The 19,977-nt window shown below is 36.9% G+C and carries 19 protein-coding genes; 8 read left to right on the top strand and 11 right to left on the bottom strand.

Annotation, left to right across the window (positions count from 1 at the left end):
- The first annotated feature begins 22 nt into the window (after window positions 1-22).
- The 4 genes from EV201_RS11380 to EV201_RS11395 all read left to right on the top strand — a co-directional run bounded on the left by EV201_RS11380 (window position 23) and on the right by EV201_RS11395 (window position 3,433).
- Window positions 23-991, top strand: coding sequence for a M23 family metallopeptidase (locus tag EV201_RS11380; protein WP_130307777.1), 969 nt, complete (start codon window positions 23-25; stop codon window positions 989-991).
- A 129-nt stretch (window positions 992-1,120) separates the two neighbouring features.
- The gene (locus tag EV201_RS11385) at window positions 1,121-1,456 is read left to right on the top strand and encodes a MerR family transcriptional regulator (RefSeq protein ID WP_129252402.1); all 336 of its coding nucleotides are present in this window, start codon (window positions 1,121-1,123) and stop codon (window positions 1,454-1,456) included.
- 38 nt (window positions 1,457-1,494) lie between these two features.
- The gene (locus EV201_RS11390) at window positions 1,495-2,589 is read left to right on the top strand and encodes a Nif3-like dinuclear metal center hexameric protein (RefSeq protein WP_130307778.1); all 1,095 of its coding nucleotides are present in this window, start codon (window positions 1,495-1,497) and stop codon (window positions 2,587-2,589) included.
- Between the two features lie 4 nt (window positions 2,590-2,593).
- Window positions 2,594-3,433 carry a zinc ribbon domain-containing protein gene (locus EV201_RS11395; protein ID WP_130307779.1) on the top strand — a complete coding sequence of 280 codons (840 nt, stop codon included), beginning with the start codon at window positions 2,594-2,596 and terminating at the stop codon, window positions 3,431-3,433.
- A 79-nt stretch (window positions 3,434-3,512) separates the two neighbouring features.
- Here EV201_RS11395 and EV201_RS11400 read toward each other — a convergent pair whose 3' ends face one another.
- The 4 genes from EV201_RS11400 to EV201_RS11415 all read right to left on the bottom strand — a co-directional run bounded on the left by EV201_RS11400 (window position 3,513) and on the right by EV201_RS11415 (window position 6,607).
- Window positions 3,513-4,628: a CapA family protein gene (locus tag EV201_RS11400; protein ID WP_130307780.1), complete on the bottom strand. Its 1,116-nt coding sequence runs from the start codon at window positions 4,626-4,628 to the stop codon at window positions 3,513-3,515.
- Window positions 4,629-4,657: 29 nt separating this feature from the next.
- Window positions 4,658-5,482 (bottom strand): TPM domain-containing protein, encoded by an 825-nt coding sequence (locus tag EV201_RS11405; RefSeq protein ID WP_130307781.1) that lies wholly within the window; start codon window positions 5,480-5,482, stop codon window positions 4,658-4,660.
- Between the two features lie 10 nt (window positions 5,483-5,492).
- Window positions 5,493-5,936: a TPM domain-containing protein gene (locus EV201_RS11410; protein WP_130307782.1), complete on the bottom strand. Its 444-nt coding sequence runs from the start codon at window positions 5,934-5,936 to the stop codon at window positions 5,493-5,495.
- An 80-nt stretch (window positions 5,937-6,016) separates the two neighbouring features.
- A complete protein-coding gene (locus tag EV201_RS11415; protein WP_130307783.1) occupies window positions 6,017-6,607 on the bottom strand; it encodes a LemA family protein in 591 nt (196 codons plus the stop codon).
- 342 nt (window positions 6,608-6,949) lie between these two features.
- Between EV201_RS11415 and EV201_RS11420 the strand changes: the two genes are divergently transcribed.
- Complete coding sequence (locus EV201_RS11420; protein WP_130307784.1) at window positions 6,950-7,273, top strand: thioredoxin family protein; 324 nt, start codon at window positions 6,950-6,952, stop codon at window positions 7,271-7,273.
- A gap of 2 nt (window positions 7,274-7,275) precedes the next feature.
- On the opposite strand, the gene EV201_RS11425 is transcribed toward EV201_RS11420, so the two are convergent.
- The 4 genes from EV201_RS11425 to porU form a co-directional block, all read right to left on the bottom strand.
- Complete coding sequence (locus tag EV201_RS11425) at window positions 7,276-7,635, bottom strand: CoA-binding protein (RefSeq protein ID WP_130307785.1); 360 nt, start codon at window positions 7,633-7,635, stop codon at window positions 7,276-7,278.
- 99 nt (window positions 7,636-7,734) lie between these two features.
- Window positions 7,735-8,214 carry a 2-C-methyl-D-erythritol 2,4-cyclodiphosphate synthase gene (ispF, locus tag EV201_RS11430; protein ID WP_130307786.1) on the bottom strand — a complete coding sequence of 160 codons (480 nt, stop codon included), beginning with the start codon at window positions 8,212-8,214 and terminating at the stop codon, window positions 7,735-7,737.
- Between the two features lie 119 nt (window positions 8,215-8,333).
- Window positions 8,334-9,503 carry a type IX secretion system outer membrane channel protein PorV gene (gene porV, locus EV201_RS11435; protein WP_130307787.1) on the bottom strand — a complete coding sequence of 390 codons (1,170 nt, stop codon included), beginning with the start codon at window positions 9,501-9,503 and terminating at the stop codon, window positions 8,334-8,336.
- 59 nt (window positions 9,504-9,562) lie between these two features.
- Complete coding sequence (gene porU, locus EV201_RS11440) at window positions 9,563-13,351, bottom strand: type IX secretion system sortase PorU (RefSeq protein ID WP_130307788.1); 3,789 nt, start codon at window positions 13,349-13,351, stop codon at window positions 9,563-9,565.
- A gap of 595 nt (window positions 13,352-13,946) precedes the next feature.
- Here porU and gldJ point away from each other — a divergent pair.
- The 3 genes from gldJ to sugE all read left to right on the top strand — a co-directional run bounded on the left by gldJ (window position 13,947) and on the right by sugE (window position 17,177).
- Window positions 13,947-15,458 (top strand): gliding motility lipoprotein GldJ, encoded by a 1,512-nt coding sequence (gene gldJ, locus EV201_RS11445; RefSeq protein ID WP_130307789.1) that lies wholly within the window; start codon window positions 13,947-13,949, stop codon window positions 15,456-15,458.
- Between the two features lie 102 nt (window positions 15,459-15,560).
- Entirely contained in the window at window positions 15,561-16,850 is a 1,290-nt protein-coding gene (locus EV201_RS11450) for a UDP-N-acetylmuramoyl-tripeptide--D-alanyl-D-alanine ligase (RefSeq protein WP_130307790.1), read from the top strand.
- A 3-nt stretch (window positions 16,851-16,853) separates the two neighbouring features.
- Window positions 16,854-17,177, top strand: a complete 324-nt coding sequence (gene sugE, locus EV201_RS11455) for a quaternary ammonium compound efflux SMR transporter SugE (protein ID WP_130307791.1) — start codon at window positions 16,854-16,856, stop codon at window positions 17,175-17,177.
- Window positions 17,178-17,189: 12 nt separating this feature from the next.
- Here sugE and EV201_RS11460 read toward each other — a convergent pair whose 3' ends face one another.
- From EV201_RS11460 to EV201_RS11470, 3 genes are read right to left on the bottom strand one after another with little or no spacing between them, the layout of a single operon-like run.
- Entirely contained in the window at window positions 17,190-18,212 is a 1,023-nt protein-coding gene (locus EV201_RS11460; protein WP_130307792.1) for a glycosyltransferase family 2 protein, read from the bottom strand.
- 49 nt (window positions 18,213-18,261) lie between these two features.
- Complete coding sequence (locus tag EV201_RS11465) at window positions 18,262-19,143, bottom strand: lysophospholipid acyltransferase family protein (RefSeq protein ID WP_130307793.1); 882 nt, start codon at window positions 19,141-19,143, stop codon at window positions 18,262-18,264.
- Between the two features lie 23 nt (window positions 19,144-19,166).
- Window positions 19,167-19,964, bottom strand: coding sequence for an inositol monophosphatase family protein (locus tag EV201_RS11470; RefSeq protein WP_130307794.1), 798 nt, complete (start codon window positions 19,962-19,964; stop codon window positions 19,167-19,169).
- Window positions 19,965-19,977 lie beyond the last annotated feature (13 nt).

Here is a 19,977-nt window from a genome sequence, read left to right on the forward strand (position 1 = left end):
AAAAAATATAGAATAATAACCTATGGCAAAAACGAAATATCGGTTTAATCCTGAGTCTATTAGTTACGAAGAAGTTGAAGTTAGCTTAAAGACCCGTGCATTAGATTTTTTAAAACATGTGGCTTCAAGTTTGGTGTTAGCTGTCATAATCGTTGTCGTTTTATTCTTCTACTTTGGTTCTCCTAAGGAACGTGCTCTTATTCGCGAGAATCAGGAATTGCTGTCCCATTACGAAAGATTAAACAACGAATTTAATAAGATGCAAGTTGTTTTAGGCGATCTTGAACAACGTGATGATAATATCTATCGTGTCATTTTTGAGGCAGAACCCATTCACAATAATATCCGAAAAGCAGGCTTTGGTGGTGTTAATCGCTATGAAGACCTGGAGAATCTTAAAAACGCGGATTTGGTTATTGCAACATCCAAGAAATTGGATCAGCTATCAAAATCGATTTATGTTCAGACTAAATCGTATGATGAGGTTGAAATAATGGTTAAGAATAAGTTTAAACTTTTAGCTGCTATTCCAGCTATTATGCCAATCGCGATTAAAGACTTTAATCGAATTTCTGCAGGTTATGGCTGGCGTGTGCATCCTATCTATAAAACAAGAAAATTTCATGATGGAATGGATTTTACAGGCAAGGTAGGAACCCCGCTATATGCCACTGGAGACGCTGTTGTTAAAAGTGTCGGAACCATAAGAGGTTACGGTAAAACAGTGGTTCTGGATCATGGTTATGGTTATACAACGCTTTATGCGCATTTAAATGGCTACAACGTAAAACGAGGTCAAAAAGTTAGACGTGGGGAAGTGATTGCTTTTTTAGGGAATACCGGGAAATCGACAGGACCTCATTTGCATTATGAGGTTAGAAAATCAGGTAAGACCTTAAACCCAATTAACTATTACTTTAATGACCTTACTGCTGACGAATATGATAGCATGGTCGCCTTCGCTGCGAACACTGGTCAAACAATGGATTAGTTTCACCAAAAAGATATCGGCAACTATAAAAAAGTGCTTGTGAAGATTTAACTTCGTATTGCTTTTTTGTTAATTTAGTCTAAGCTTATAAATTAAGCTCCTGTCATTCAGTTTGAAAACGCATCTGCTGTGCCATATCGAGAAACGAAAATAGAAAAACTTTACTACTCCATTGGAGAAGTTGCCGAGATGTTTTCGGTGAATACCTCACATATCCGCTATTGGGAAAAAGAATTTGATATTATAAAGCCCAAAAAGAACAAGAAAGGCAATCGTTTTTTTACTAAAGCTGATATCGATAATTTTCATTTGATTTATCATCTGGTGAAAGAGAGAGGGATGACTCTGAATGGTGCAAAATTGAAATTGAAGGAGAATAAAGAAGATACTCAGAATAACTTTGATGTTGTTTCAAGACTTAAGGATATTAAGAACCTGCTTCTTGAAATGAAAGAGATGATCTAGAAGTCCCAGATGGGATACAACTCATAAATTTTATAGAATTGAAAGTAAAAGATATAGTCGCTGTAATAGAAGAAATAGCACCCTTATCTTATCAGGAGTCCTATGATAATGCTGGTTTAATAGTTGGGCGTTATGATTGGGAGTTGACAGGTGCATTAATTTGTTTGGATGTGGTTGAGGAAGTTGTTGAGGAAGCCATTGAGAAAGGGTTGAACCTGATTATTTCACATCACCCTATTGTTTTCAAAGGATTGAAACGTTTTAATGGCAACAGCTATGTGGAACGTACGGTGATGTTAGCCATTCAAAATAATATTGCGATTTATTCTGCACATACCAATTTGGATTCAGTAAAAGGTGGTGTGAGTGATAAAATGTGCGATGTTCTGAATTTGAAGAATCGTAAGATTTTGGAACCTGTCAGTGATGATTTGAAGAAATTGGTGACCTATGTTCCATGTGATAAAGCTGAAGTGCTTCGGAACTCATTGTTTGAAGCTGGTGCTGGCCATATTGGAAACTATGACTCGTGCAGTTTTAATTCAAGTGGGGAAGGTACTTTTAAAGCCAATGAGGATGCAAGTCCTTATGTGGGAGAAAGGGGAGAGTTACATTATGAAGCAGAAACTCGTATCGAGACGGTTTTTCCTAAGCATCTGCAGGGGAAAGTTATAAATGCATTACACAGAGCGCACCCTTACGAAGAGGTTGCCTATGATATTTATTCTTTGGATAATAAAAATTGCCAAGTTGGTTTGGGAATGATTGGTGAATTGGAGATGCCTATGGACACTTTAGCGTTTTTGAAAAAGTTGAAGGATGTGTTTCATTGTGGTGCGATTCGTTATACCCCAATTGTAAAGGATCAAGTGCAAAAAGTTGCGCTTTGTGGAGGAAGTGGCAGTTTTTTACTTAGTAAGGCCAAGGCTGCTAAAGCAGATATTTATATAACGGGAGATTTCAAATATCATGAATTTTTCGATGCCGAAGGAAAGCTTATCGTTGCTGATATCGGACATTATGAAAGTGAACAGTTTACTAGAGAAATTTTTTATGAGATAGTTACAAAAAAATTCCCTAACTTTGCAGTTCGTATCTCAGAGATAAATTCGAATCCAATAAATTATTTGTAAACATATGACTACACAAAATCCAAAAGCTGCAGATTTAAAGGATATTTCAGTTGAAGAAAAGTTGCGTGCACTGTACGAAATGCAAAGTATTGATGCTGAGGTTGACAGAATTAAGACGCTACGAGGAGAACTTCCTTTGGAAGTTCAGGATTTGGAAGATGAAATTGTTGGGCTTGACACCAGGATTAGTAATCTTAACACAGAAGTGAGTGAGCTTGGTGATACCATCACTAAGAAAAAACAAGAGATTAAAGAAGCTGATTTATTGATTAAAAAGTACGAGGCTCAACAGTCTAACGTTCGTAATAATCGTGAATTTGATTCAATCTCTAAAGAAATTGAATTTCAAAAGCTTGAAATTGAGTTGTGCGAGAAGCGTATTAAAGAATTCACTGTAGAAGTTGCTAATAAGAAAACTCAGATTGAAAAATCAGATGCTGTTTTAGCAGATAAAAAGGCTGATCTTGAAGCTAAGAAGAGTGAGTTGGATGCTATTGTTTCAGAAACTCAACTTGAAGAAAATAAGCTAAACGACAAATCAGCGGAGTACAAAAACAGAATTGAGGATCGTTTGATTAATGCTTACACTCGTATTCGTAGTAATGCTCGTAACGGGTTAGCCGTTGTTACTGTAGATCGTGATGCATGTGGCGGTTGTTTTAATAAAATTCCACCTCAGCGTCAAATGGATATCCGTACACGTAAGAAGATTATTGTTTGTGAATATTGTGGTCGTATTTTGGTTGACCGTTATATTGTAGATTACGATAATAGTCTTGAAAAAGCTGATATTGAAGCTGCTGAAGCTAAGCCAAAGAGAAGAGCTCGTAAAACGAAAGCGTAATCTTCATCAGATATTTAAAAAGGCCGTCGATATACGACGGCCTTTTTTGTATGCCTTGTTTTTTTAATAATAGAACAACTTATTGTATTGGTGTGATTAAGCCATTTTCACTAATCTTTAATTTTGCTTCAGGAATATCGGTCTGAGTCAGTTCCTTTAATTTTAGAGCTGATTTGTTTAGTTTGTCAATTCGTGTACCTAAACCTTTGATTTGTTTACACGAAATAACTTCTGCTTTCTTGAATTCTCCCTTTTTGTTGGTGAAAACTTTTAAAATAGGAGCCAATCCGTTTATACCTGAAACTTTCATACGACTGTAGGTGCAAAAATTCCCCAGGCTGTAGATAATGAAACGATCTTTGTAAAGATCTACAGCTCTTAAAACGTGGGGGCCATGTCCCAGAATGACATCGGCACCAGCATCAATCATTTTTCGAGCAAATTCGTATACATTACCCCTGTCTTCACCCAGAAAAATTTCTCTTTCTCTGGTCAGATGTTCATATTTTGATCCTTCAGCTCCGCCATGGAATGAAACAACAGTGATATCACATCTATCATTTAAAGAGCTGACGATTCGTTCTGCTTCTTTAAGATCATTAATATCGCAGGTTCCCTTAATAGGGGCAAAGGCACAAAATCCAAATTTGATACCATCACGTTCGATAACGATGCTTGGATATTCCAATAAACCAACATGGCTCAGACCTGCCTTCTCGATTTGTTCTATGGTGTTTAATCTGCCGGCAACACCAAGATCACCCGAATGGTTATTAGCCATGCTTAATACATCGAAACCAGCATCAACGATATGTTTAAAAAGAAAATCAGGACTTCTAAATGCATAGCAATTCGCCGTATCCTGACATCTCTTTGTTACCGCTAATGTATCCGAAAAAGCACCTTCCAAATTGCCAAAACTGATTGTTGCATTGCGTAAGTATGGATAAAGTGACTTCATCAAATTATCACCATTTTGCGGTGGCAGATATTTTGGATAAGGAAAATTTGTTCCCAGCATGATGTCGCCCACTCCAATAATACTGACAAGCTTTTCATTATCTGTTTTCTGAATTGAGTCCATTGACTTAATGATGCAGTCTTGTTTAGGGATCGAATCAGTCGTTTCCTGAGCTATAAGCAGGGATGGGCTGGTAATCAGAAAAAAAACAAGTTGAAGTAAAGATACTTTCATAGATAAATGTTTATAAAGAATGCTTAAAATTACCAGGAACCTCCGGCGCCACCGCCCCCAAAACTTCCACCGCCAAACCCTCCGAAGTCGCCAAAGCTGCTGCCTCCGCCAAATCCACCTGATCCGGAAGAGAAATCGTTAAATGAGCCTCCATGTGATCGTGAACCAGAGCCCATCATTCCAAGCAACATCCAGAAAGGAAGGCTACTGCCACTGCTTCCCATTGTATGATGACCACGAGAACGAGAGCGTCCAATAAATGAGAAGATCAGGATGATGAAAAGAGGGATTAAAAAGCCAAAGGAGCCACCTTTGCCTGAACGGGAGTGTTGTTTTGCATATTGCTGATGATTGAATTCACCTTTAGCCAAGCCCATTAAGACACTGCTTGCCTGATTGATTCCTTCGTAGATTTGCCCTTGTTTAAAGTAGGGAATCATTTCGTTATCGATAATTTCGTTGGCAGTAGCATCGGGAATCGCCCCTTCCAAACCATATCCGGTAGCAATAAAAACCTGACCTCTGCTATCAAGGGTTTTGGGTTTAAAAAGAATCACGATACCATTATCAAAGCCTTTTTTACCGACCTGCCATTTTTCACCAATTTCATATGCAAAACTTGAAGCATCATAACCATTCAGGCTTTTTACTGTAACCAGAGTGATTTGATTACCTGTATTGGCATAGAATTGAAGTAATTTTTGTTCCAGGGCATTGGATTCTGAGTTTGTCAGAACATTTGCAAAATCGTTAACTAGAGTCTGATTTTTAGGTCTTTCAGGAATCTCCTGGGCTTGTGATAAGCTGGATATTGCCAGGGCAAGTATTAATAGTATCTGTTTAATATATCTCATTGCTTTATTTTTAGTTATCTCCAAATGAGATGTCATCACTTAACTCATTTACATCATCAGCTTGATAAGGGAAATGGGTTTTTAATTGTTGGCCAGCCATCTTAATACCTTCTGAGAGGCCTTTGGCAAATTCGCCTTGTTTGAAATAACCTAGAATTTCTTCTTTGGTATGATTCCAAAAAGATTCTGAAACTTTAGCATTAATTCCGGCATCGCCCAAAATTGCGAACTTATGATCTCGAATTGCAAGATAAAAAAGAACACCATTTCTCAATTGTGTTTTTTGCATTTCCAGTTTTGCAAAGATATATGCGGCTCTGTCCATGACATCATCAGGACAACTGTTCTCTATGTGAACACGTATTTCGCCTGAGGTATTTGTTTCGGCTTCAGCAATGGCGTCCTTTATTGCTTTTTGTTCTTCTTTACTAAAAAAAATGGCAGCTGATTTCATATTATAATGTTAGTTGTGAGTATGATGAAATGTGAGCTGAGTGTTTGGGATGACTCAGCTCATATAGCTATGATCTCATGCTAGAATTTAACTTCAGGTGCTTTCTCAGCGCCTTTAGTTGATTCGAAATAAGCTTTCTTTTGATAGCCGTAAAGACCAGCAAAGAATGAATTCGGAAATTTCTGGATATAAATATTGTACTGTCTGGATGTTTCGTTGAATTTCTTACGTTCAACTGCAATGCGATTTTCAGTTCCTTCCAGTTGTGCTTGTAAGTTCATAAAGTTTTGATTGGCCTTTAATTCCGGATAACGTTCAACACTTACCATTAAACGAGACAAGGCTGAGCTTAAACCATCTTGTGCCGCCTGAAACTGTTTCATGCCCGCAGCATTTAAATTACCTGGCGTGATGTTTACGGATGTGGCTTTTGCACGCGCTTCAATTACACCGGTAAGGGTTGCTTTTTCATGCTCAGCATAACCTTTTACGGTATTTACCAAATTAGGAATTAAATCGGAACGACGTTGATAAACATTTTCCACCTGTGCCCATTGACTGTTGACATTCTCGTCCATGGTTACCATATTGTTCTTAAACCCAACAGACTTGCTGATTCCCCAGATAGCAATAAGGGCTACCACTATAAGGATAATGATTGATTTTTTCATGTGTTACTTTATTTGTGTTTTACTTTAATTTTAAATGAATGGTTTCAAATTTGTTATCATTTTTAATACTCTTACGGTATTGAAATGACAATATGAATCTACATTTTTTCTTTGATATAGAAATGAAACTGTTGGATATTCGGCAAAATGTATGCCTATTGGGATAAGTAGACAAAAAGCGTCGTTGTAATGACAGGCTGGCAGAATTTAGAAACTATTTTCGTGGAATTACCAATAGGATTCAAAATCCTTGTTTCAATATTGTAATTTTGAAACAAATAAGACTAAAGTTGAACTCTAATATAAAGAGAGACCTTGATCTCCCTTTTTATATCATACAATATGCAAATTAAATCATTAAGAGAAATTGAAGTATTAAAGGCTCAACACGCTACTTTTTGTGTTTATTTCTCATCTCCTAATTGTGGTGTTTGTCAAGTTTTGAAACCCAAATTATTAGACTTCTTAAATGAAACTTATCCTAAAATAAAAGTTTGTCAGGTGGATACGGCAATATATCCGGATATTGCTGCGCAATTGGGTTTCTATACCAATCCCAGTTTTATCGTTTTTCTAAATGGACAAGAATTTTTAAGACGATCTCGTTCAATCAGCCTAAAGGAGATTGATGAGAGTTTGGCTCGCCCATATAACTTGATGTTTTGAATTTAATAGGTTCCTACGTTTAACATGACTAGCGGACAAGCCTGTTCTGTGATGATGCCATTAGCACGGGCTTTTATTTCGAATTCAGGATTTTCAGTTCCTGGAGGGAATAAAATGCGTTGGGGTTGTAAGCTAATTATATAGTCGTAATAACCCTTTTGGTTTTTGGCTGATAGATAAATTGCAACCGTGTTTATATCCGTATAATGTGGGAAACCCGTTTCAATATCTACCTTATAGGCAGTACCGGCTTTATTGCCGATTGCATAAGTTTTTATTTTATGTTCTTTCAAAAGCTTGATGCATTTGTTCGAATAGCGTTCAATATTTGTACTTGCGCCAATAACCAGAGTTGTTTTCATTTTACGGAAGCTTAATCGTTAGTATTCTGTTTCAACTTGAATATACAAAACATTTAGCATAAGTTGAAAAATGGGAATGCGAATGTTTGAAATAAAAAATTATTGTTTTTGAATAAGGACAGTTGCATAAGCTGAAACGCCTTCTTCTGTGCCTACAAAACCAAGTTTCTCAGTTGTTGTCGCTTTTATGGCCAAATCTTCAATGTCAATTCCCATAACACGGGCAAGCGTTTTTTGCATTTCATGAATATGAGGATTAATTTTTGGTTTTTGCAACGCGATTGTTGAGTCAATATTACCAATGATAAACCCTTTTTTTGCTATTATTTCAACGGTCTTTTTCAATAGTATTTTACTGTCAATTCCTTTTAGTTCGGCTGATGTATCAGGAAAATGATAGCCAATATCTCTCATGTTTGCGGCACCTAATAAGGCATCACAGATAGCATGAATTAAGACATCGCCATCAGAATGTCCAACGCTTCCTTTATGATGATCTAATTGAATGCCTCCTAACCAAAACTCTTCACCTTCGGCTAGTTGGTGAACATCGTATCCAAATCCTACTCTAATTTTCATTGTTTGTTTTTTCTTTTAGACAGAGCATTGTACTTCTATTTTATGCGATGTCTGTAAATCTGTGAATACAAAAAATCCTCACGTGTGATGAGGATTTTAAAGGTATATATTTTTTTAATTTATCTTCTATTCGATTTCAGGTCAAGGTTTGCTGAAATTGAAACGCGTAAAGTGTTTTGAAGCGGATTGCTCTGGCTTGAGGGGATTAGATATGAAAAATCTAAATCAAACATGCTCAGCTTAACACCCACACCAGCGGTATAGAACTTACGGTTTCCTTTATCTTCATTTTCATAGAAGTATCCGGTACGAACGGCAAATTGATTCTGATACCAATATTCAAGACCTAAACTCCAGGTTATTTCTTTAAACTCTTCGCTCATGCCATTGGGGGCATCTGAAAATGAATTAAAAATACCGGATATAACACTTTTATCAACCTGATTTGAAGCCAAATTGTCGTTGTTTTCGTCAATTTTTCTTCCGGATGAACTTGGAACAAGTAATTTATTCATATCGACAGAAACAGTAATTGAATTGTATTGATCAATTTGGTGTTTGTAAGATGAACCGATTCTTAAATTTGTGGGGGTAAACTCCTTTTCGCTGTCATCAGAATAGCTGATTTTGGAACCGATATTAGAGACGTTTACTCCCCAAGCCCACACTGAGGGATTGTGAGAAGAACCGTATTCTTTTCTGTGATAGACTGAAATGTCTGCCGCGAATGAATTGGCCGTTTTAGACTGGTTGTCGTAACCCCCTTGTGAAATATCGGAGAAGATATATCTGAAAGCAATTGCTCCTGAAAAGTTGTTCCCCAAACGACGAGAGTAAGCTACATCAAAAGATAATTCGTAAGGGCTCTTCTTGATAGGAATATCATCAGCCTGCTGCTGTAAAAATATATCACCAAGAGAAAAGTATCTGAAGGATGCTGCTATAGTTTGATATTTATCTAAGCTGTAATAACCCGAAAGATACGATAAGCTCATGTCGTCGATAATATTTCTTAGCCACGGTGTATAAGAAGCTCCAATACCTGCTTCACTTTTTGTGAAACTGTATTTGGCCGCATTCCAAAACATAGAATTATGATCGGGACTGGTTGCAACCCCTGTGTTTCCCATAGCACCAGCACGTGAGTCGGGAACGATTGTTAGAAAAGGAACGGCCGTTTGAATATAATTTGCACCGGTTACTGATGTTTCCTGAGCTTCGGCTTTGTTCGAAAAGATAAAAAGAGCAATAATGCAAAGTGCTCTGGATAAGATTTTTTGAATATTCATAAAGTAGAAATTGATTCGATCTGCAAATATATTATAATAACTTTAATTCTTAATTTTTATTATTTTAGGATGACCAATTTTTGAAATTTATTTGCCGTTTTTCCATCTTCCGTTCTTAGTTTGACTCTATAAAAATAGACTCCTCGCCCAATCGAGTCGCCAAAGTCATCTTTCCCATCCCAGTTTATAGGACCGACTCTGAATCCAGACGAGTTCACCGATGTTTCGATGGTCTTAACTAGCTTTCCTGAAACTGTTAGTATTTGGATTAAGATTTCAATTTCGCCATTTGCCTGATTGTGTTCAAAGTAAAATCCTGTGTGGGTGGTAAACGGATTGGGATAATTGAGTAGGTGTTCAATTGCTAATTTCGCATTTTTAGCCACAATAAAATCGATTTGATTCTCGGAAGGATTATTCAGGTTATCCCAAATTTTCAGATTAAGCTGATGTTCTCCTTTTTCAAGGTTTGATAGCTGGTAAGTAATTTTACCCTTTTGATAACTATCTATTTCAGCTTGATAATGATCATTTAGCTCAATAGTATTATCCGTGTCTTGATCAATTGTTGCTATAATGTTGTGATCTGAATTAGCCCCGAGGGTGTTGATGCCACTTGAATCCTGAACGATTGCCAGAAGGATAGGAGATTCGCTGGTTGCTCCACCATTGACAAATTGCTCATCATTCATGTAGAGTTCTATTTCCGGACCAACCTTATCGTCAATATTATTAATGTTTGATCCCCCCACAATAATGGTGTTATCAAACCCACTGGCCGTAGTGGCTTCATTTTTTGCGTAGTATTGAATTTTGCCTTTACCAAAGTCCGCGGCTATATCTTTAGGGACTAAAAAACTAAAGCTGAATTCGCCATTTTTAATGCTTGCCTTTCCTGAGTATAGAGCGTTGTTTTGTTCTTTATATTCAAAGGGGCTTCCATCATTACCAAGCGTGATTTTATCCGAGAATTTATCGAAAACCGTAGCGTGAAGAATTCCGTTAAATTGAGAGAGTTTTTGAGAATTTTGATTTTCAAGTTGTCCGGAAAGTGTAATTGTGCTTAAAGCTTTAAGAGTGTCCGTAGCTTGGTTGATATCAACCTTGTTGAGTTTTAATGTGGTTATATTTTCTTTGGGATAGTTTAGTTTTAAGGCTGGATCTCCCAATAAAGTGAAGTTGCGTTTATTGTTACTTGATCCACTCGCATTTTTTGTAAGCCTCATAATATCGCCTAAGCGTAAGCTTTCATTCTGATTATTTGTTGAAAAAACGTAGTTGTAGAAATTCTGATTTAAATAGAAGTTGGGTGTTGAAAATACCAATCGTGTTGTCGTAAATAATCCAATGCCACCACCATTGTCTCTGAGAAGGATGTTTTCACCAGCCGATCGTTTTTGATATTGATCGAATCGGCTGAATTCACAGGTTGCAGTCATAAATAAGGGAAGGTATTTTTCATTCTTCCAAGACTCAATATCTTCATTCATCATTATCTTTTCATGAGCCAAGCCATTTTCATTGCCATGTCCGGTATAGTTCACAATTAAGCAGCCTTTGTTGATGTTATCCTCAATTTTTCTGTTGACTTCGGGGTAGCGATCACCGGCCGAAGTGGTTTCTTGTTTAAAGGCATCTAAAAATATGCGATGAATCCTGTATTCAGGATTATTGTTCTCAAGCTGCATGGCCAATTTATTGGCATCGCGCATATGGACGTTGTTATCTTCATCATCACCAATAAAACAAACAGAGGTTTGCCAACTGCCAAGGTTTTCATTCTTGTTGTAGTTTAATAGTTTTGATGTGACAATTTGGGCTTCACCCGATGAATTGACAGGCAATCGACCTATGCCAATATCGACCAAACCCGTGGCACCTCCCTCGTTGTCGTCGAGTAAACCAAAAAAATCATCGGTTACAAATGATTGTGTTGGCGATAAAGAATAGCTTGACTGATAGGTTGGTATTTTGTTTGTGTTGCTGCTACTAGCTAATTTATTGTCGTAAGAACCGTCACCAAAAAGAAGCAGATATTTGGGCATTTCGTCTTCTGTTGATGCTCTGTCATAAAACATTTTAACGAAATTACGGATTGCGGCTGCATCGACCGTACCTGATGAAAATTCATTATAAACACTTTCGGTACTGACTAGTGAAACCTTAAGTTGATCCTGAGTTTTGTGAAATTCTGCCAGTTGATTTGCATACGTTAAAAAATCGGGATGACTGACAATAATAAGATCGCTGGCAGATAGTGCGTGCAAGTTTTGATTTTGTACAACTCCCACATATTTGGGGCTGGGAAATTTTGAATTGAGATCGAAAGCAACCAATTCTCTTAATTTGTCCTGAGATACATTAATATTTGCTGTATTTCCACTAAGCTCTATTTCAATTTGTTTGACCTGTGAAGTTTGTGTCACATCCCAAACCATGGTGTTCGAATTGGCATTTTTAAGCTTAAAACTTGCAATATTGCCCGTACCAATGGATTTTGTGTCGCGAAAAGCCAATTGTTCTCCTTCAAAAATGAGTTGGCACCTTGCATTCAATCTCATATAATCCAGCCAACCGATTGAGGATGCTGATCCTTTTTCGTATTTAATTTTAATGTTGAACTGATCCTGAGTTGCTTTAAAGTTGGTAAAGCGTTCTCTTATTTGTGAGGCATAGGTTGCCGTATAGCTACTGGTATTTACTGATGAGATATCAATTTCACCAATTTGGGTTTCATTAGAGCTTAAGATAAACTTTGTGTTTGAAGATGAACGCCCGGCAACATGAGTGTTGATACTAATGTTCTCATTCGTATTTAAGTTCTGAAAATAAAATGGGATTGAATAAGACGTCGTGATGTCGAAGATTTGTCCAAACCACAGTTGACCTGATCGGAGAAGATTCTTATTATCAAGATCGACGACTCTGTAGGCATCAAAATCGTTGACTGTAAAATTTGGGTTTGGATTGTTTGCGACTAGTGGTATTAATGGAGATGCTGTTTTATCTGATGTCAGGAAATAATGAGATGTGTTGCTGTAAAGATGATTTTGATGAATGAACTCTTTGGTTTCATCATCATACTCCCAGGTGCGAGGTCCTTTGGCATAAAATAAAATGTAATCACCCGCATTGAATATGCCATCGCTACCTTTTGACATATAAATAGGATTTAGAATCAAGTCATCATTTCTCTCTTCATTGTTCATTTCAGGAAGCATACCTCCTCCTGAACCATATACCCTGACAGAAGCCGGGTTTTCGATCCCCATGTCAAGTAGTTGTTGATAGCTTATTTTATGAATGGCTGTTGTATCAACACTTATTTTTATCCATTTACCGCTTGATAATACGGACGTGTTGGTGTAAAAGGCTTTGTTCTCATTTTTAGTTCTCTTTATAGAAGCTTGAGATACAAGTTTAATCTTGAATTGCTTTAACTTTTCAAGTTTCCCATTGGAAGGATTTCTTCTTATGGGAAGAAATTTGACTTGTAAGTATTTTTGTTTTCGAATTCCGGCTTCATTTAATTGAAAATCAAAATCTGATTTTATTAGAGTCGGATTAATAAGTCTGATTTCGTCTTGAGTTAAATCTTCATAAATGGTTTCTTCAAGTACTACTGAATAATTCGTTTGATGCTGATCGACTTTGAAGTTCTCAGAGAAAAAAGGAAGAAAGTTGGCGCTTGGCTCTGTAATTGCATTGTCGAAACTGAGTGTTTGGATGGATTCCCCCTCTGAGGTGAATATCTCTGATATCGACCAATGTAGCTCATTTGTTTTTGTATTCTGAGAGAAACAATAAGTTGATGTAAATAATAGTATAAAAATAAGAAGCTTCCGCATTTTTGAATTTCAGATTGGATTTTGAATAAATATGGCATTAAATAGACAGTAAATATATTTATAATTTAGATGAAGAAATAATAATGACATTTTTGAAACGGAATATCTCTTCAAAGCTTGAGTGAGATGTTTTGAATTGAGATAATTATAGATCATAAATTGGTATAAGTATTTAGGTAAAATGGGAGCTGATGGAGAAAATATCTAAAAAAGTAAAAATTGATACAATAAGTTCTATTTACTTTTAGTTATATTTGTTGGGTGAAGAGTGCCTTTTTTTTGATTAAACTATGGTTTTCTTTAACGATTGATAAAATTGAGCCTGTTTTAAACTTTCGTTTTTACAATTGTTATTGATTTAAAAAATCGGTAAATTGGAACCACGCACGGATACATTGTTCAATAGGTCTGTGTGTTGCAAACATTAATTTCATCAGATGAATAAGGTTTAGATGTCATGTTCAGATCACTTTGCATTATTCAAATTGTTTGATGGTAGATATTTTAATTTAGAGTTGATCTTATAAATATCCAAGATTGTACTTAATCCCGTGATTATTAGGGAAGTTTATAAGTAAATAGAAAATTTAATCATATGAAATCGAATTTATTACTTTCTGCGTTTGCAATTACTTTATTGCTGTTTTCATCTTGTTCTAAGGTGAAAAGTATTATAGGTAAGGAAGAGCGTTCGTCTGCTACTGGTTGGGCTTATAATGATCCTGAGAATGGTGGGTTTGAATACAAAAAAGGTTATCTTCAGAAAACGGGGCCTGGTTTGATATTTATCGAAGGAGGAACTTTTGTAATGGGACGCACTGAGGATGATGTGATGTACGAATGGAATAATATGCCACGTCGTGTCACAATACCGTCTTTCTATATCGATAAAACTGAAGTTAGAAATGTTGATTATAGAGAATATTTACATTGGACAAAACGTGTGTTTGTTGATTATCCTGAAGTTTATAAAAAGGCTTTGCCAGATACATTGGTATGGAGATCCGAGTTAGCTTACAACGAACCTTATGTGAATAATTATTTACGTCATAAAGCATATTCTGAATATCCGGTTGTAGGTGTTTCATGGGAACAGGCTTCTGATTTTTGTGAATGGCGTACCGATCGTGTAAACGAACGAATTCTAATTGAGAAGGGAATCCTAAAAGAAAACCCAGATCAACGAAACGAGAATAACTTTAATACCCAAGCTTATTTGATGGGACAATACGAAGGTGTTGTTGGAACGAATCTAAAGGATTTAAATCCTGATAATGAAGAACGCCGCGTACGTTGGTCAGATGGGATTCTTTTACCAAAGTATCGTTTACCATCCGAAGCAGAATGGGAATATGCTGCTTTAGCAACGATTGGAAACTCTACCGATGAGCGTATTGGAGATAAGAGAATGTATCCATGGGACGGACATTGGGTCAGAAATGCGGATAAAAAGCATCGAGGTGAGATGATGGCCAATTTCTCAAGAGGAAGAGGTGATTATATGGGATCTGCTGGTGCGCTTAATGACGCTGGTGATGTAACGGTTCCTGTGGATTCATATTGGCCAAATGATTTTGGCTTGTATTGTATGGCTGGTAATGTGAATGAGTGGGTTGCGGATGTTTATCGTCCACTTTCGTCTTATGATGTTGCTGAGTTCAACCCATATAGAGGAAATGTTTTCAAAACGCCTCTATTGGATGAAGAAGGTAATGTGGCTGAAAAAGATAGTTTAGGACGTATTCGTTATCGCAAGCAAAAAGATGAGGAGCTGGTAAATCGTGTAAACTATAGAACAGCTGATAATAGAAATCATAGAGATGGTGATTTAGCATCCAGTGTTGTTCCGGAAACGGAATGGACTAATGGTGAGCTGAGTAAAAAAGGTTCATCTTTAATGTATGTGAATGCACAGGGCGCTAATAAAAATACTTATAATACATTAATCAACGATGAATCTCGCGTATACAAGGGCGGTTCATGGAAAGATAGAGTGTATTGGTTGTCTCCTGGAGCACGTCGTTTCCTTGATCAGAAGAGTTCAAGAGACGATATTGGTTTCCGTTGTGCAATGACGCATGTGGGATCTCCTGTTGAAGGGAAATAGATCATTTGATGTTATGATATAAGATTTGCCCCATCGTGATTTACGATGGGGTTTTTTCTTGTATTTTTTTTAATTTCGCTAATTCAATTTCAAGCTCATTATATGAATATTTCAGAGATCTATACCCTATTCAAAAAGTTTCCACATGTTGTTACTGATAGTCGAAATGTTGTTGCTGATTCCTTGTTTTTTGCTTTAAAGGGCGAGAGTTTTAATGGGAATAAGTTTGCCTTGGATACACTTGAAAAAGGCTGTCGTTATGCAATAGTTGATGAGAAATCATATGCGATCGATGATCGATTTATTTTGGTTGATGATGTTTTGACTTGTTTGCAAGACCTGGCCAGAGAGCACCGTAGAACTCTAGGGATTCCAATTTTAGCGATTACAGGAACCAATGGGAAAACAACAACCAAAGAATTGCTGAATGAGGTCTTAAAACAAAAATTTAAAACTTCAGCGACACAAGGTAATTTCAATAATCATATTGGCGTGCCCTTGACCTTGTTAGCGATGAATGCCGAAACTGAATTTGGAATTGTAGAGATGGGCGCTAATCATCCCGGAGAAATAAAGATGCTGTGCGAAATTGCTGAGCCTAATTATGGTTTGATTACGAATGTGGGCAAGGCTCATCTCGAGGGATTCGGTTCTTTTGAGGGGGTAAAGAAGACCAAAAAGGAACTGTACGATTATCTGGCACAAAATGGGGGTGAGGTATTTATTAATTGCGAAAATGAACACCTGATGGGCATGCTTAATCAGCAAAAGACAATTTTGTATGGCAATTCCGAGGAGGCGTTCTCTAAGGCCCGTTTTCTCCAGGCCGAACCAAAACTCATTATTGAACTTCGATCACCAATAGGGAAATTGTACATTAAAACTCAGTTGATTGGCGCTTATAATTTCGAAAATGTTCTTGCTGCTGTTACGCTGGGGAGATATTTCAAAATTGATGAGATTGATATTAAAGAAGCATTAGAATCTTATACCCCGAGTAATAATCGTTCGCAGTTACTGAAAACGGATGATAATGTTTTGTTTCTGGATGCTTATAATGCCAACCCAACGAGTATGCGTGCTGCTATCGACAATTTTGCAGCGATGAAAATGAAGAATAAGGTGCTCATTTTGGGGGATATGTTGGAGCTAGGGGAAGAGTCTGAAAAAGAGCATCTTCATGTTTTGGACTTGCTGAAAGAAAAAGAATTATCGAATACGATATTGGTGGGAAATATTTTTTCAAGTCTGGCTTCGGATTATAAATACGATGCTTTTAAAAGTGTTGAAGATTTGTTGGTGTATTTGGAAAAATCGGTTCTAAAGAATAAGTATATTTTAATAAAAGGCTCAAGAGGAATTAAACTTGAGAAAACGATAGAGAAATTGTAGGGTATGAATTTAGCTTGGGTTTATTTGTTGATTGCCGGACTTTTTGAAGCAGCTTGGGCCATTGGATTAAAATATACACAAGGATTTACGCGTTTGTGGCCTAGTGTATTTACAGTTATTGCAATGGGAATCAGCCTTTATTTCTTGGGCATGGCACTTAAGAATTTACCTGTGGGGACTGCTTATGCTGTTTGGACAGGCATCGGAGCTTTTACCACTGCAATACTGGGTATTTTATTGTTTGGTGAGAGTGTACACTTTGCTCGAATATTTTTTTTATTCCTGTTACTGGTTGCAATAATTGGTTTGAAATTTACAGCTAAATAATCAATTCACCTGTTAGAATCTTAAATCTGAAAATTTCTTTTTATTCTGAATAAAATAGTCAGCAATAATACTACCCGTATAGATTTCTTTGTGAAATTCTGTTGTAACCAGAGGGTTTAATATGCGCCTTTTTTCACGCATCTTACTTAGATTTCCATAAAAGGAGTAGTGGGCTTTTAATAAAGCCATTAAATTGTCGAATTCAAGGCTAAGCAAAAATTTAACACCAGCTACACCATCTAAAATCATTCTTAGCAAGAGTGTTGTAATGAGTTTCTCAGAAGGCAAATTCTTATAAAGCATAAACAGGTTGTTTCTGAAATTTAGATGTAATTTGCGGGAACTGTGATTGGGAAGAGTTGCTCCACCAACATGATAAACTACACTTTCAGGATGACAGACAATGCGGAACCCTCGGTTCTTAATTCTCCAGCAAAGGTCAATTTCTTCCATATGTGCAAAGAAATCAGCATCGAGTCCTCCCAGTTTCTTATATACTTCAGAACGGATGAAAAGTGCGGCGCCGCTTGCCCACATCACATCGGTGAGCTGATCGTATTGTCCTGAGTCCGTTTCAATGGTATCCAATACACGTCCTCTGCAAAAAGGATAACCTAAATGATCGATATAACCTCCTGAAGCACCAGCATATTCAAAGTCCGTCTTTTTATTGAAGGCTTTAATTTTGGGTTGGGCTGCTACGATCTCAGTTTCTTTTTCGAATAAATTATAAATCGGATCAAGCCAGTTTTCACTCACCTCAACATCAGAGTTTAGAAGAACAAAATAGTCATGATCAAGTTGATCTAAACCTTTATTGTAGCCATCGGCAAATCCATAGTTTTTATCCAGAACGATGGTTTTAAGGTCTGGATATTCACTTTTAATAAAGTCAATTGAGTCGTCAGTGGAATCATTGTCAATAACGACTACTTCGGCCCATTCCCGATTTGAAAATTTGGTAACAGAAGGCAGAAATTGTTCCAATAATTTCTTTCCGTTCCAGTTTAGGATAACCACTGCAATTTTATTCATGACTTTGTTTTGGGCTTGATGTGAATAGTGTGCTAAAAATAAGTAAAAATTAGGACTGAACTTCTCTTTTGTGTTTCCAACGCTTATGTGACCACAACCAGTAGGATGGATTTTCTTTAATAATATCTTCGAGCAAACGCGTATGTGATTCTGTAATTTCGTTTTCTGCGGTTTCCTTTGGTTTGTCAGTAATTGGAATAAATTCGTATTCGTAGAAACCACGCTTAATTTTAGTCATTTTGACGTAAACAACAGCCTGATCCAGTTTTTTTGCAATACGTTCTGTTCCTTGTAAAATGGGCGTGTCCTGATTCAGGAAGTTAGTCCAATAATGCAGGTTTCTTCTGTTTGGGGTTTGATCGCCAATGAATGCTGTAATGGTAAAATGCCCCTGGTTTTTGTGCTTAATCATTGTGCGTAGCGTGTCATTTTTCGCCAGGGTTTGAGCTCCAAAACGTTCCCTGATGTTGATGAACATTTTATTAAACACTTTGTTGTGCAGGGGTTTGTAAATGGTTAGAAAATCTCCGGTATCGTATACCGCAAATGAAGTTAACCATTCCCAGTTGCCATAATGTCCCAAAACGGCAACCACACTTTGACCTTGTTCTTTGTATGGATTGAAAAAGTTGGGTTGTTTGCAAACGCAACGTTTTAACATCTCGTCCTGACTGATATTCCAAAGTTTAATCGTTTCAACAAAGGAGTCACAAAAATGGTGGTAGAATTCTTTTCTGATTTTTCGGATTTCCTCAGGCGTTTTCTCAGGGAAAGAATTTTTAAGGTTCTGATTGACTACTTTTTTTCGATAAGCTATGACTCTGTAGGTAATGAAAAAAATAAAATCGGAGAGAACATATAATACCCGTAATGGGAGAAAACTCAAGAAACGACAAAAGGCGTAAGCCAAATATGAAAAAAACAGAGTCATAGATAAATATTGAATTTAAAGCCTTATTTAAGCATGAATTTCTGAACACAATTTTTGAATTCGAGAAAGTTATGTGGATTCGTTGCAATTATTTCCTGTCCAAAGATATAATTGTTTTTGCCTTTGAAATCGCAAACTTTACCACCAGCCTGTTGAACTAAAAAGGCGCCAGCTGCCACATCCCAAGCTTGCAGACCATATTCATAAAATGCATCGAAACGGCCACAGGCGACATAGGCAAGATCTGTTGCTGCCGAACCAGGACGACGAATGCCTTGAGAGTTTATGCATAGAAATTTGAGTAAATCCATATACGTGTCCAGTTGCTCGAAATCCCGGTATGGAAAGCCGGTTCCCACAAGGCTTGATTCTATTGAAGTTGCTTTTGAAACTTGGATGATTTCCCCATTGAGATAGGCCGGAGCCCCTTCCCAGGAATAGAAACATTCGTTTAGACTGATTTCGTAGACGACGCCTAGAACGATCATATCGTCTTTTTTTAGGGCAATACTAATTGCAAAGGGTGAAAATCCATGTATGTAATTTGTGGTGCCGTCCAATGGATCAATTATCCAGTTGTATTGCTCTCCGGTTAGCGTTTTAGTGCCTTCTTCAGCAATAAAGCCTGCTTCAGGAATCAAAGGTTTTAATGCTTCAATAATTCTGGTTTCAGAGCTTTTGTCAACAAAAGTAACGAAATCATGCGTGCCTTTATTTTCGATGTCAGCAGTGTTAATTTTTGACTGTTGTTCTTTTATAAAAGCACCAACTTCAATGGCAATTTCCTGAGTTCGTTTGCAAACTGATTCGAGATTTATCATTTGATATAGGACT

This window comes from Ancylomarina subtilis (assembly GCF_004217115.1).
GTDB lineage: Bacteria > Bacteroidota > Bacteroidia > Bacteroidales > Marinifilaceae > Ancylomarina > Ancylomarina subtilis.